6 protein-coding genes, 19 tRNA genes and 3 rRNA genes are annotated in these 14,199 nt (G+C 43.5%); all 28 read right to left on the bottom strand.

Annotated elements, in window-relative coordinates; translation table 11 throughout:
* Positions 1–84: 84 nt before the first annotated feature.
* Positions 85–1,461: a PTS galactitol transporter subunit IIC gene (locus B7E07_RS18255; protein WP_080848286.1), complete on the bottom strand. Its 1,377-nt coding sequence runs from the start codon at positions 1,459–1,461 to the stop codon at positions 85–87.
* 26 nt (positions 1,462–1,487) lie between these two features.
* Complete coding sequence (locus B7E07_RS18260; RefSeq protein WP_080848287.1) at positions 1,488–1,775, bottom strand: PTS sugar transporter subunit IIB; 288 nt, start codon at positions 1,773–1,775, stop codon at positions 1,488–1,490.
* 30 nt (positions 1,776–1,805) lie between these two features.
* Entirely contained in the window at positions 1,806–2,282 is a 477-nt protein-coding gene (locus tag B7E07_RS18265; protein ID WP_176215243.1) for a PTS sugar transporter subunit IIA, read from the bottom strand.
* A gap of 11 nt (positions 2,283–2,293) precedes the next feature.
* A complete protein-coding gene (locus tag B7E07_RS18270; protein WP_080848289.1) occupies positions 2,294–3,316 on the bottom strand; it encodes a zinc-dependent alcohol dehydrogenase in 1,023 nt (340 codons plus the stop codon).
* A 45-nt stretch (positions 3,317–3,361) separates the two neighbouring features.
* On the bottom strand, positions 3,362–5,437 hold the full coding sequence (locus tag B7E07_RS18275; protein WP_080848290.1) for a BglG family transcription antiterminator: 2,076 nt from the start codon (positions 5,435–5,437) through the stop codon (positions 3,362–3,364).
* A 639-nt stretch (positions 5,438–6,076) separates the two neighbouring features.
* Positions 6,077–6,157, bottom strand: a tRNA-Leu gene (locus B7E07_RS18280).
* Between the two features lie 30 nt (positions 6,158–6,187).
* Positions 6,188–6,273 (bottom strand) — tRNA-Leu (locus B7E07_RS18285).
* A 15-nt stretch (positions 6,274–6,288) separates the two neighbouring features.
* Positions 6,289–6,362: transfer RNA gene (locus tag B7E07_RS18290), tRNA-Cys, on the bottom strand.
* Between the two features lie 9 nt (positions 6,363–6,371).
* A tRNA-Gly gene (locus tag B7E07_RS18295) sits at positions 6,372–6,446 on the bottom strand.
* Positions 6,447–6,449: 3 nt separating this feature from the next.
* A tRNA-Gln gene (locus tag B7E07_RS18300) sits at positions 6,450–6,524 on the bottom strand.
* A gap of 10 nt (positions 6,525–6,534) precedes the next feature.
* Positions 6,535–6,610 (bottom strand) — tRNA-His (locus B7E07_RS18305).
* Positions 6,611–6,654: 44 nt separating this feature from the next.
* Positions 6,655–6,730 (bottom strand) — tRNA-His (locus B7E07_RS18310).
* Positions 6,731–6,741: 11 nt separating this feature from the next.
* Positions 6,742–6,812 (bottom strand) — tRNA-Trp (locus B7E07_RS18315).
* A 5-nt stretch (positions 6,813–6,817) separates the two neighbouring features.
* A tRNA-Tyr gene (locus tag B7E07_RS18320) sits at positions 6,818–6,901 on the bottom strand.
* An 18-nt stretch (positions 6,902–6,919) separates the two neighbouring features.
* A tRNA-Thr gene (locus B7E07_RS18325) sits at positions 6,920–6,995 on the bottom strand.
* Positions 6,996–7,000: 5 nt separating this feature from the next.
* Positions 7,001–7,076: transfer RNA gene (locus B7E07_RS18330), tRNA-Phe, on the bottom strand.
* A 25-nt stretch (positions 7,077–7,101) separates the two neighbouring features.
* Positions 7,102–7,178: transfer RNA gene (locus tag B7E07_RS18335), tRNA-Asp, on the bottom strand.
* A 3-nt stretch (positions 7,179–7,181) separates the two neighbouring features.
* Positions 7,182–7,255, bottom strand: a tRNA-Met gene (locus B7E07_RS18340).
* Positions 7,256–7,271: 16 nt separating this feature from the next.
* Positions 7,272–7,347 (bottom strand) — tRNA-Val (locus B7E07_RS18345).
* Positions 7,348–7,355: 8 nt separating this feature from the next.
* Positions 7,356–7,430 (bottom strand) — tRNA-Glu (locus B7E07_RS18350).
* A 17-nt stretch (positions 7,431–7,447) separates the two neighbouring features.
* A tRNA-Ser gene (locus B7E07_RS18355) sits at positions 7,448–7,540 on the bottom strand.
* A 3-nt stretch (positions 7,541–7,543) separates the two neighbouring features.
* Positions 7,544–7,618 (bottom strand) — tRNA-Asn (locus B7E07_RS18360).
* A 20-nt stretch (positions 7,619–7,638) separates the two neighbouring features.
* A 5S ribosomal RNA gene (gene rrf, locus B7E07_RS18365) occupies positions 7,639–7,755 on the bottom strand.
* A gap of 117 nt (positions 7,756–7,872) precedes the next feature.
* Positions 7,873–10,806, bottom strand: a 23S ribosomal RNA gene (locus tag B7E07_RS18370).
* A gap of 111 nt (positions 10,807–10,917) precedes the next feature.
* Positions 10,918–10,993 (bottom strand) — tRNA-Ala (locus B7E07_RS18375).
* Positions 10,994–11,004: 11 nt separating this feature from the next.
* Positions 11,005–11,081: transfer RNA gene (locus tag B7E07_RS18380), tRNA-Ile, on the bottom strand.
* 106 nt (positions 11,082–11,187) lie between these two features.
* A 16S ribosomal RNA gene (locus B7E07_RS18385) occupies positions 11,188–12,737 on the bottom strand.
* Together the 16S, 23S and 5S rRNA genes with 19 tRNA genes alongside form the textbook arrangement of a ribosomal RNA operon.
* Before the next feature lie 643 nt (positions 12,738–13,380).
* Positions 13,381–14,199, bottom strand: an 819-nt coding sequence (locus B7E07_RS18390) for a glucose PTS transporter subunit IIA (RefSeq protein ID WP_176215244.1), incomplete at its 5' end; no start/stop codon positions are given.

Genomic DNA, 14,199 nt, shown 5'->3' on the forward strand with positions numbered 1-14,199 from the left:
AGTAATAAGTTCCAACTGATTAGACTAACTATGAAAAAGATGATACTTAATCCAAGGAGCGTGAAGAATAGCCATTTCCGCATATTAAGACACCCCTTTATCAGTTGAATCTATCCCTAACTCAACTTTAAATTGCTCTTCGTCTTTCTTCATACCTTTATAATAGAAAATAGATAGGAATATTGTTGCTACAAATAGGATGATACCTGCTAATGAAAGTTGTGATACTTCAGCAAAAATGTATCGCAGCTCTGAAATATCCATACCAAACCACGCAAGCATTTGACCCTCTGGTGTTTCAACTCCACCAGTTTTACCAGCAAGGGCAGTGAAATGTGGCGCAAAGTAGGTCGCAACGTATAATTGCATGGGGATACTAATGATTGTACCTATTGCCATTTTGACAAGATTCCCTTGTGTAAGGAAGAAGAATGGTACAACTATACAGATATTCATTAATCCTCCAAAAGGCAGAACTAGATTTCCGGGAAGAATTAGTGCATAGACTAAGAGAATGGGAATCGTTAATATCATAATTAGCCAATGCTCAGGACGACCAGCCATGATTGGCCAATCTAAGCCAATTGAAAACTCACGATCTTTAAAACGATTCTTCATGAAACTGGTGGCAGATTCACTAATTGGAGTAAGAGCGGTTGTAAATAGCTTTGCTACTAATGGGAATAATGTTAATGCTGCACCTGCTTGAACACCTAGGGTGAGAGTCTCTTTATAACCGTAACCACCGAATAACCCGATCAGACATCCAACGATGAAACCCATAATGTGATTTTCACCGAATATTCCGACTTTTTCACGTACTTTTTGTGCATCTAGATTAGCAGTTGCAGGTATTAATTTATCCATAATCTTTACAATTGGATAGATCCAGATTCCTGTTAAAAACATCGGGTGAGGCATGGAAACCCCAGGAATACCTGTTAGCTTTTGCAGTCGATACTTAGTAATATCCGCGTTAATAAGTTCTAAAACTGCTTGGAGAGTTGCAAATAATAAACCAAGCCATGCATGGCCCGATACATACGAAACTAGAAACGCTGTACATACCTTGTTTCCAACATTCCACATATCTACGTTAACGCAAGAAGTCCATCTAAATGCCAGCATAATGATGTTGACAATAATCTGAATTGGGAACATCAAGAATGCAAATTCCCATGTCCAAGCAAGTCCTAATGCTGGTGGCCAGCCCATATCAAGGGCACCAAGCTCAATCCCTGTATTTTCAACAAACTCTTTTGATGCAGTACCTACGTTAGTTATCATAAAGTCAACAACTAGACTAATTCCTACTAGAGCAACCCCCAGCGTAAGACCAGCTGACAATGCCCGGCTGACCTTCATACGGAAAATGATACCAATCAATGCTAAAATTATAGCTAGAAATACTGGCGCTCCCATATCAACTAATCCCTGAAAAAATGATTGAAGAAAACTCATAAGATCTCTCCTCTTCTAATGGATTTTCATGCCTTCAAAGCTTCAATTATTTTGTCTAGCTCTTCATTAGCTCCGATACCAGTTAGGAAAGGTATTCCATTAAATACAGGAATATCATAACCTCCCTCACGAACTTGGGAAATAGTTACATATATATCAGCAATTTTGATATATGTGGACAGGGAATTAATATTAATCGCCTCAATATTTATCTTGCTTCCATAACCTCTTTCATTTAATAGATTTTCTAACTTTACAGCAACCGTCTGGGAGGTAGCGACCCCTCCACCACAAGCTACAATAATTGTCTTCATATCTAGACCCCCTAGTATAATATGAAAAATTTATATATACATTGATTCAAGAATAACATTTAACAAGTCTTCTTTATTGTCTGATTTCTTAAGTTTCTTCATAACTTCTCCATTGGAAAATAAACCAATAAGGCGTTGAATAACACCTAAATGATTCTTACCGTCATTAAGAGCCAATGTAAAGACTAGTTCAACGTCCACAGTCTGATCATGGTTACCCATTTCATTAAACTGTACCGGTTTATTTAACCTTGCAATACTAATCACTGACTTATTCACATGCTCAGGGTCGGTATGTGGAATGGCTACTTTTATAATTTCTGTTTGCAGGCCTGTTGGATATTTTAATTCCCTTGCCTTAATAGCATCCTTATAACTATTTTTTACATACTTTTTTGTTTCTAGTTCGATTGACACTTTTTCCAAAAATTCTTCCTTCGATTTCACTTCTAAATCATAGAAAACTAAACTTAGGTCAAATAACTCTGAAAAATTCACCGCATTCACTACTCCAATCCTCAAGGATAGATAATACAATTTTTAATTACTTCACCTCGAGCATGTTCAAGGATGGCTTGCTCAGTCTCTTCGATGGAAAATTCATTCTGAACAAAGTCATCCGCTGTAATCGCATTCATTTTAAGTAATTCAAATGCTGCATGAACATGAATCGGTGTAGTATGAAAAACTCCTTTGACCGTTATTTGCTCATAGTGGAGCCTAGTACAATCAAATGTAACAGTTGTATCCTTTTTTGTTCCTCCAAAACAAAGCACTGTTCCGCCAGGACGAACCATGTCAAAGGCCATGTTCCATACAGCAGTAACACCTGTTGCTTCAATTGCAATATCCACCCCACGTTCTTCCTCAGTTAACTTGCGTACTTCTTGAACTTGATCAATATCCTCACTAATATTTACGATTTCCTGGGCACCCATCTTCTTTGCTAAAGTAAGTCTGTTCTCCTTCATATCAACAGCAATCACTCTTGCACCACGTAGGTAGCTTAATCGGATAAACATCAACCCAATCGGTCCACACCCATTGACTACTACCGTATCTCCTAATTCAATCGGAACCTCTGATGTCCCATATACTGCGCAAGCGAGCGGTTCCAGCAGGGCAGCCTGTTTATAATCCATGTCGTCTGGTAAGAGAAACATAGTTTCTTCTACAATTCGTTTTGGTATAAGCTGATATTCCGCATAACTTCCTAGATTGGAAGGTAAATCAATGCACATGGAATGTTGACCTTTTTTACAGTAGTAGCATTTATGACAGGGTGCCGTGTTATGAGCAACTACTCTATCTCCTACTTTAAACTTTTCTACTCCCTCACCGACTGCACAAATGACACCTGATGCTTCGTGACCGATAAGGTGTGGAGGTTGATAACGATAACCCCGCATATACATTTTTGCATCTGTCCCGCATGTTAAAGTAACATGATTTTTAACAACTACTTCCCCATAACTAGGAACTGGTATGTCAGTTTCCTCCAAACGTAAATCTTGAATGCCATGATAAACGACTCTTTTCATTAGTATTCTCCTCTCAATCTTTATTTTTATTTCTATTACTAATGATTAAACAGACATTCTCATTGAGAAGTCTTCTAACCATAAATGAACATCTTTAGGAGTTGAAGAACTTATTATGTTATCTATAATTTCTGGTGACTCGGATAATTTAGAAAGTTGTATGAGTGCACGAAGATGTAAATTCTTATTAATTGGTGCTAAGACAACAACTAGTTTTACAGTTTGTGTGCTTGATACCTTTACACCATCAGTAATAATTAATAAACTCATCCCAAGTTTTTTTACACCGTCCTCCGGTGTAGCGTGTGGGAGTACTATATCGGAACCGTACACGATATATGGCTGTTCCACATCATGAAGTTCCACCATTTTTGTTACGTAATCTTCTGTAATATACTGTTGGTCTAATAACGGTTGAGAAGCCATTTGGATTGCATGTCTCCAGGACTTTACTTTTTGTTTGATAATAATATTCTCTATCGGAATAAGAGCAGCTAAATCTGGTTTTTCGTCATCATTTGAAATATGGGAATCCACAACACAACTTTGCTTTATCAAGTTATTAATTTCTCGTTTTAATGCATTTTCATTTTTAATATCAGCATATTTACTAATAATTTTCATGAGCTCTTCCGAATTAAATACAGGTGTGTTAAATCCATAAATAGCTTGCATCACTTGTCTTCGAAGGAACTCTTTTTCTTTGTTTTCCATAAAAGGCTTGATAACATATAACTTTTTATCCGTATCTAGGTAAATTGGAGAAAAAACAACATCAAAATCCAAGCGATACTCTTTAAATTCTCTTACAGAAAGTGCATCCATAAAGACAAACTCTGGGAATAATTGACTTAAGGTACTCTTCATTAGTTTTGACACGGACATTCCATTTGGACATACAACCAGAGCTTTAATCCGTTGCTGCAGTGAATCCCCTTTTAATTCCATCCATCCACCCAAAAGCATAGTTAGATACTTAATTTCTTTTTCAGGAATAGGCTTACCGATCGCAAGCTCTAGAGGGGAAATCGACTTTTTCACTAAATGGTGGAGTTCTTTTAATTCCAAATCAAACATTAGATTAAAGGCATTTTCATCAAAGGACATATCAGTATCAGTGACTACTCCATACTTGATTCTATAAAAAGCTGGCCTTAAATGAAGAATTAGTTTTTCAATCAACTCTTCGCGCTCAGAGAGAAATAGACACGTCGTTTGTTCAAAGGAATCTAACATATCATGAATTCCACGAATAACAATATGTTCGACCATTACTTTTTCTTCTAAGGAATCAGAAAGGCTGGCTGTAAGCAATTGTAGGGTTAAAAAGGAAAGCTCTTCTCTATAAGTCTCGCTTCTTATATTAATTAACTCTGATAATATCCGATAGCCTCCCTTATTAGTCAGATCTATACTTTTCTTTTCAAGTGTTAACCCGATTTCAACCCTTTTCAATATACTTGCAAAAATATAAGGGAGGGAATCATGCTTTTCATCAGTGAAGAGGATCTGTAAGTTCCTTTCACAGATGGAGATTACATTAGCCATCCTTGTTATTTCTTCTTTGTCCAGTCCCCCATAAATCTCAATAAATAAGGACCCCTTAAGATTCTTTATAAATGTTTCAATTAAAGCAATTAAAAATAAACGCTTATTCCACTCTTTCCCCTCGACATAATAACCTTCCAATCTAGAATAGCCAATGTTCACTGAAAAAGAAGAAGCAATTATTCTTGCTTGATTCAAATCAGCTAGTACTGTATTCTTACTTACTTGTAGTTCCTTTGTCAGATGAAAGAGGGTTAAGTACTCTGTTTTGCATAACAGAATATAACAGAGGAGTTGTGCCCTTTCTATAGGAGTGAGAATAAAGTTAGCTTTTTTTTCCTTTTGTTCCTTTGTAAGTAGCTTTTTAATAAGTGCTTTACTTTTATAATGACCATTGGCATCTTTCGTAATAATAGGAAGATTATTTACTTCCAGCCAATCGTTGATCTTCTTAAAGCTATAATTAATTTGGTCTTTACTTAATCCATACTTGGATGAGAGATATTCAGATTGTACACTTGGGAGAACTGCTACTTCTTGAAGAATTAACATACTACGTTCATCTAAACTCAAATGCTCACCTCCTTCTTGTAAATTATGATAGCACACAGGAAATTAATATTGTATGCGTTTTCATCCCAACTTTTCCATATAACAATCCGAGCTATTGGGATGCAATTGTGCTCTCATTTATTGATTATAGGCATAGTATTATTAGTTGTGGGTGAATGAGGTATTACACAAAATGTAAGGTTTTGTCGTTGTTTTGTATATTAATGACAAAATGAACATCTTCAAAACTAGTTATGATGGAGCCTTATTAAAAAAATTATATTGAATATAACCAATCTTATTTTCAACTTTCTTTTTTCATTCCCACTCCTAGGATTATATGCCTGACCTCATAACCATATAAATTTTGAAAGGTAAGAAATTCAGCTGTAAGTTGGCTTCTTCTGTTTGGAACGAACTTTTTTACGGCAGGTGATACATTTCTTTTGTTGAATAACAGTTATTCAGCAGCACTTAATATATTCTTTCGTCTACTCATAAGCTGGCTTCCCTCCAATCTATGCACACGATTAATTCATACGATTTGAAGTTATTCAGTAAAAGAAATTTATTAAAAATAAACACAAAAAACCGTTTCCCACACTGTGAGAAACGGTTGATATTACAGTATATTCACGTTTAAATTGCTGAAAGAATTGATACCGGTGGTCGGGGTCGAACCGACACTCCAGAGGAACACGATTTTGAGTCGTGCGCGTCTGCCAATTCCGCCACACCGGCATAAAAAATATTAAATGGCACTTCTAAAAGTGCCGAGGACCGGAATCGAACCGGTACGGTAGTCACCTACCGCAGGATTTTAAGTCCTGTGCGTCTGCCAGTTCCGCCACCCCGGCGTTTCTGAACAATTATGGAGGCGGCAACCGGATTTGAACCGGTGATCAGGGTTTTGCAGACCCATGCCTTACCACTTGGCTATGCCGCCATAAATAATTGGAGCGGAAGACGGGATTCGAACCCGCGACCCCCACCTTGGCAAGGTGGTGTTCTACCACTGAACTACTTCCGCGAATGGCTGGGCTAGCAGGATTCGAACCTACGCATGATGGAGTCAAAGTCCATTGCCTTACCGCTTGGCTATAGCCCAATAAAATATATGGGGCGACTGATGGGAATCGAACCCACGAATGTCGGAACCACAATCCGATGCGTTAACCACTTCGCCACAATCGCCATAATGTATAGTATGAATATCTAGTTTGTCTTGTGAAAATAAATGGGGCGACTGATGGGAATCGAACCCACGAATGTCGGAACCACAATCCGATGCGTTAACCACTTCGCCACAATCGCCATAAAGATTACAGGGGTAGTAGGAATCGAACCCACATCAAAGGTTTTGGAGACCTTCGTTTTACCATTAAACTATACCCCTAAAAATGGTGGAGGGGGACGGATTCGAACCGCCGAACCCTAAGGAGCGGATTTACAGTCCGCCGCGTTTAGCCACTTCGCTACCCCTCCGGATTATATAAACACTGCTGGTGCCGGCTAGAGGACTTGAACCCCCAACCTACTGATTACAAGTCAGTTGCTCTACCAATTGAGCTAAACCGGCAGTAGTGGTGGCTCAGGACGGAATCGAACCGCCGACACAAGGATTTTCAGTCCTTTGCTCTACCGACTGAGCTACTGAGCCATATGTATTGATTTCTTTTTAAAAATGGCGGTCCGGACGGGACTCGAACCCGCGACCTCCTGCGTGACAGGCAGGCATTCTAACCAACTGAACTACCGGACCAAATTGCGGGGGCAGGATTTGAACCTGCGACCTTCGGGTTATGAGCCCGACGAGCTACCGGACTGCTCCACCCCGCGATAATAATAATAATAATGGTGGAGGATGACGGGATCGAACCGCCGACCCTCTGCTTGTAAGGCAGATGCTCTCCCAGCTGAGCTAATCCTCCGAAATGCATGGTGACCCCTACGGGATTCGAACCCGTGTTACCGCCGTGAAAGGGCGGTGTCTTAACCGCTTGACCAAGGGGCCATATATATATTTTAGAATGGCGGAGAGCAAGGGATTTGAACCCTTGAGACAGCTATAAACCGCCTACACGATTTCCAATCGTGCTCCTTCGGCCACTCGGACAGCTCTCCATATGGCTCCGCAGGTAGGATTCGAACCTACGACCGCTCGGTTAACAGCCGAGTGCTCTACCACTGAGCTACTGCGGAATAATAGGATAATTTGTTTCGCCCGGCAGCGTCCTACTCTCACAAGGGGACAGCCCCTAACTACCATTGGCGCTGAGAAGCTTAACTTCCGTGTTCGGGATGGGAACGGGTGTGACCTTCTCGCTATCGCCACCGGACTTTTTAAAGACATTTATTATTATAACGTCTTTTTAAGAAAAGTCAAGAACATTTTATGAAAAATTGTTCCTTCAAAACTAGATAATGTTAGAAGAAGAAAATAGTAATGCCATTGTGTGGTTAAGTCCTCGAACGATTAGTATCAGTCAGCTGCACGTGTCGCCACGCTTCCACCTCTGACCTATCAACCTGATCATCTTTCAGGGTTCTTACTAGCTTGACGCTATGGGAAATCTCATCTCGAGGGGGGCTTCATGCTTAGATGCTTTCAGCACTTATCCCTTCCGCACATAGCTACCCAGCGATGCCTTTGGCAAGACAACTGGTACACCAGCGGTGCGTCCATCCCGGTCCTCTCGTACTAAGGACAGCTCCTCTCAAATTTCCTGCGCCCACGACGGATAGGGACCGAACTGTCTCACGACGTTCTGAACCCAGCTCGCGTACCGCTTTAATGGGCGAACAGCCCAACCCTTGGGACCGACTACAGCCCCAGGATGCGATGAGCCGACATCGAGGTGCCAAACCTCCCCGTCGATGTGGACTCTTGGGGGAGATAAGCCTGTTATCCCCGGGGTAGCTTTTATCCGTTGAGCGATGGCCCTTCCATGCGGAACCACCGGATCACTAAGCCCGACTTTCGTCCCTGCTCGACTTGTAGGTCTCGCAGTCAAGCTCCCTTGTGCCTTTACACTCTACGAATGATTTCCAACCATTCTGAGGGAACCTTTGGGCGCCTCCGTTACTTTTTAGGAGGCGACCGCCCCAGTCAAACTGCCCACCTGACACTGTCTCCCGCCCCGATCAGGGGCGCGGGTTAGAATTTCAATACAGCCAGGGTAGTATCCCACCGACGCCTCCACCGAAGCTGGCGCTCCGGTTTCTCAGGCTCCTACCTATCCTGTACAAGCTGTACCAAAATTCAATATCAGGCTACAGTAAAGCTCCACGGGGTCTTTCCGTCCTGTCGCGGGTAACCTGCATCTTCACAGGTACTATAATTTCACCGAGTCTCTCGTTGAGACAGTGCCCAGATCGTTACGCCTTTCGTGCGGGTCGGAACTTACCCGACAAGGAATTTCGCTACCTTAGGACCGTTATAGTTACGGCCGCCGTTTACTGGGGCTTCGATTCAGAGCTTCGCTTGCGCTAACCCCTCCTCTTAACCTTCCAGCACCGGGCAGGCGTCAGCCCCTATACTTCGCCTTGCGGCTTCGCAGAGACCTGTGTTTTTGCTAAACAGTCGCCTGGGCCTATTCACTGCGGCTCATCAAGGCTTTAACACCCTAATGAGCACCCCTTCTCCCGAAGTTACGGGGTCATTTTGCCGAGTTCCTTAACGAGAGTTCTCTCGCTCACCTTAGGATTCTCTCCTCGCCTACCTGTGTCGGTTTGCGGTACGGGCACCTAATCCTCGCTAGAGGCTTTTCTTGGCAGTGTGGAATCAAGAACTTCGGTACTATATTTCCCTCGCCGTCACAGCTCAGCCGTATGCAAGCGGGATTTGCCTCACTTGCAGCCTAACTGCTTGGACGCGCTAATCCAACAGCGCGCTTACCCTATCCTCCTGCGTCCCCCCATCACTCAAACGGATTTTGGTGGTACAGGAATATCAACCTGTTGTCCATCGCCTACGCTTTTCAGCCTCGGCTTAGGTCCCGACTAACCCTGAGCGGACGAGCCTTCCTCAGGAAACCTTAGGCATTCGGTGGATGGGATTCTCACCCATCTTTCGCTACTCATACCGGCATTCTCACTTCTAAGCGCTCCACCAGTCCTTACGGTCTAGCTTCAACGCCCTTAGAACGCTCTCCTACCACGGACACCTAATGGTGTCCATCCACAGCTTCGGTGATACGTTTAGCCCCGGTACATTTTCGGCGCGGAGTCACTCGACCAGTGAGCTATTACGCACTCTTTAAATGGTGGCTGCTTCTAAGCCAACATCCTGGTTGTCTAAGCAACTCCACATCCTTTTCCACTTAACGTATACTTTGGGACCTTAGCTGGTGGTCTGGGCTGTTTCCCTCTTGACTACGGATCTTATCACTCGCAGTCTGACTCCCATGGATAAGTCTTTGGCATTCGGAGTTTGTCTGAATTCGGTAACCCGATGAGGGCCCCTAGTCCAAACAGTGCTCTACCTCCAAGACTCTTACTACATGAGGCTAGCCCTAAAGCTATTTCGGAGAGAACCAGCTATCTCCAAGTTCGATTGGAATTTCTCCGCTACCCACACCTCATCCCCGCACTTTTCAACGTGCGTGGGTTCGGTCCTCCATTCAGTGTTACCTGAACTTCAACCTGGACATGGGTAGATCACCTGGTTTCGGGTCTACGACCACATACTCATTCGCCCTATTCAGACTCGCTTTCGCTGCGGCTCCGTCTTATCAACTTAACCTTGCATGTAATCGTAACTCGCCGGTTCATTCTACAAAAGGCACGCCATCACCCGTTAATGGGCTCTGACTACTTGTAGGCACACGGTTTCAGGAACTATTTCACTCCCCTTCCGGGGTGCTTTTCACCTTTCCCTCACGGTACTGGTTCACTATCGGTCACTAGGGAGTATTTAGCCTTGGGAGATGGTCCTCCCTGCTTCCGACGGGATTTCTCGTGTCCCGCCGTACTCAGGATCCACTCTGGAGGGAACGAAGTTTCAACTACAGGGCTTTTACCTTCTATGGCCGGCCTTTCCAGACCTGTTCACTTACCTCGCTCCTTTGTAACTCCGTGTAGAGTGTCCTACAACCCCAAGAGGCAAGCCTCTTGGTTTGGGCTAATCCCGTTTCGCTCGCCGCTACTCAGGGAATCGCGTTTGCTTTCTCTTCCTCCGGGTACTTAGATGTTTCAGTTCCCCGGGTCTGCCTTCAATACCCTATGTATTCAGGTAAAGATATCATCCCATTACGGATGATGGGTTCCCCCATTCGGAAATCTCCGGATCAAAGCTTACTTACAGCTCCCCGAAGCATATCGGTGTTAGTACCGTCCTTCATCGGCTCCTAGTGCCAAGGCATTCACCGTGCGCCCTTTCTAACTTAACCAGTGTTTATGGTTATTGCTCTTACTTAAAATAAATAAGAGAGAAAAAACTAAGATGGCGATTACTTGGTAATCTTCTTCTATATTGCATTATCTAGTTTTCAAGGAACAATTGGTGGAGCCTAGCGGGATCGAACCGCTGACCTCCTGCGTGCAAGGCAGGCGCTCTCCCAGCTGAGCTAAGGCCCCGTTAAAGAAAATGGTGGGCCTAAATGGACTCGAACCATCGACCTCACGCTTATCAGGCGTGCGCTCTAACCAGCTGAGCTATAGGCCCACATAACGGTAAAGTTATATGCTTTTCAATAAGAGATTACTCTCTCAAAACTGAACGAACAAATAAAGACGTCTTTTAATGAAGATAAACTTCATTTCATCCTTAGAAAGGAGGTGATCCAGCCGCACCTTCCGATACGGCTACCTTGTTACGACTTCACCCCAATCATCTGTCCCACCTTAGGCGGCTGGCTCCAAAAGGTTACCCCACCGACTTCGGGTGTTACAAACTCTCGTGGTGTGACGGGCGGTGTGTACAAGGCCCGGGAACGTATTCACCGCGGCATGCTGATCCGCGATTACTAGCGATTCCGGCTTCATGCAGGCGAGTTGCAGCCTGCAATCCGAACTGAGAATGGTTTTATGGGATTGGCTAAACCTCGCGGTCTTGCAGCCCTTTGTACCATCCATTGTAGCACGTGTGTAGCCCAGGTCATAAGGGGCATGATGATTTGACGTCATCCCCACCTTCCTCCGGTTTGTCACCGGCAGTCACCTTAGAGTGCCCAACTGAATGCTGGCAACTAAGATCAAGGGTTGCGCTCGTTGCGGGACTTAACCCAACATCTCACGACACGAGCTGACGACAACCATGCACCACCTGTCACTCTGTCCCCCGAAGGGGAACGTCCTATCTCTAGGAGTGTCAGAGGATGTCAAGACCTGGTAAGGTTCTTCGCGTTGCTTCGAATTAAACCACATGCTCCACCGCTTGTGCGGGCCCCCGTCAATTCCTTTGAGTTTCAGCCTTGCGGCCGTACTCCCCAGGCGGAGTGCTTAATGCGTTTGCTGCAGCACTAAAGGGCGGAAACCCTCTAACACTTAGCACTCATCGTTTACGGCGTGGACTACCAGGGTATCTAATCCTGTTCGCTCCCCACGCTTTCGCGCCTCAGCGTCAGTTACAGACCAGAGAGTCGCCTTCGCCACTGGTGTTCCTCCACATCTCTACGCATTTCACCGCTACACGTGGAATTCCACTCTCCTCTTCTGCACTCAAGTCCCCCAGTTTCCAATGACCCTCCACGGTTGAGCCGTGGGCTTTCACATCAGACTTAAAGGACCGCCTGCGCGCGCTTTACGCCCAATAATTCCGGACAACGCTTGCCACCTACGTATTACCGCGGCTGCTGGCACGTAGTTAGCCGTGGCTTTCTGGTTAGGTACCGTCAAGGTACCGGCAGTTACTCCGGTACTTGTTCTTCCCTAACAACAGAGTTTTACGATCCGAAAACCTTCATCACTCACGCGGCGTTGCTCCGTCAGACTTTCGTCCATTGCGGAAGATTCCCTACTGCTGCCTCCCGTAGGAGTCTGGGCCGTGTCTCAGTCCCAGTGTGGCCGATCACCCTCTCAGGTCGGCTACGCATCGTTGCCTTGGTGAGCCGTTACCTCACCAACTAGCTAATGCGCCGCGGGCCCATCTGTAAGTGATAGCCGAAACCATCTTTCAGCTTAAGGACATGAGTCCAAAAGCATTATCCGGTATTAGCTCCGGTTTCCCGAAGTTATCCCAGTCTTACAGGCAGGTTGCCCACGTGTTACTCACCCGTCCGCCGCTGACTTCAGGGAGCAAGCTCCCATTCGTCCGCTCGACTTGCATGTATTAGGCACGCCGCCAGCGTTCGTCCTGAGCCAGGATCAAACTCTCCAAGAAAGAGTTGATTAGCTCTTGTGTACATAATGTACATTGTTGATTCCGAAGAATCTTTTTTAAACGTTGACGTTTTATTGTTCGTTCAGTTTTCAAAGAGCAATTTTTCGCCGCTTCGTTAGCGACTTTCTTATCATAACAGCTATCATCGTGTAAGTCAACAACTTTTTTCTCAGCTTTTTTCTTAGCTGTTTATGACTCTTGATTAACGACTGCTAAAATATAATAACATCACACACCCAAATAGGTCAATAGAAATCCAATACTTTTTTAAAAAAATATTTCAATAAAGTATATAGCTTCAATAAAAGTACTTATAATTAGCTTATTCTAATTACACTCATGCTGTAAAAACTATTACAAAAGAGGTTAATAATCTATATACCCTTATGAATGATTTTTAAACCTCTTCCTCATACAGATTCTATACTACTTTAATCACTATGTCCCTAAGTATTTCGCTTTTTACATCATAGTTCATTGAGTAAGAATTACCGCGAAAGGTACTGCATATGAGGGAAACGCACCAGTATTTTTGAGGAACTACACCATTTGTAATCATTTACCTTCTACTCACTACTATATGTTTTAAAAACCAAACGGCCAGCTCCCACAAGGGAAACTGACCACTTTCTTCTATTATATATTATTTTTCAATCTTAATAATATCTTTATCATTTAGATCAACATTGCCGGGTTTATTGATAACCACGTTTTCTCCTGATTGCAGATTGGTAAATACAATCGGAGTCATGATTGAAGGAGCGTTTTGTTTTACATAGTCAAGATCGACTTGCAGAAGCTGCTGCCCTGCTTTGATCATGTCCCCTTCTTTAACGAAAGTTTCAAAACCCTGCCCTTTTAACTTAACAGTGTCGATACCAACATGGATAAGAATTTCTCTTCCACTGTCAGACAGTATGCCAATGGCATGTTTGGTTGGGAATAAATTAACGATCTTCCCATCAACAGGTGAAACTATTTTCCCATTGGAAGGAATAATTGCAAATCCATCACCCATCATTTTCCCAGAGAATACAGCATCCGGAACTTCTGTTATTGGTTTGATTTCACCTTTAATCGGCGATACAAAAGAGTCTTCCTTATGTTCTGTTTGCAATGCTTTTGGGTTCACTTCTTCGATTTGCTGCTCTACTCCGCCTTCAGGTGCCTTTTCAACCACACGCGGTCTTTTACCGTTCATAATATCTTTCATTTGACCTTTTATTGTTTCAGAACGTGGGCCAAAGATAGCTTGAATATTATTTCCAACTTCCAGCACACCTGAAGCACCAAGTTTTTTTAGACGGTTTTTATCAACGGATCCGATGTCATTTACCGATACACGGAGACGAGTGATACAAGCATCTAAATGCGAGATATTTTCTTTCCCGCCCATTGCTTCTAAAACATCATAAGGAAGATCTCCGCCTTTTCCTGAACCAGCTGCTTCTTCCTCTTCATC

The sequence above is a fragment of the Cytobacillus gottheilii genome (assembly GCF_900166665.1).
GTDB classification, from domain to species: Bacteria; Bacillota; Bacilli; order Bacillales; family Cytobacillaceae; genus Cytobacillus; species Cytobacillus gottheilii_A.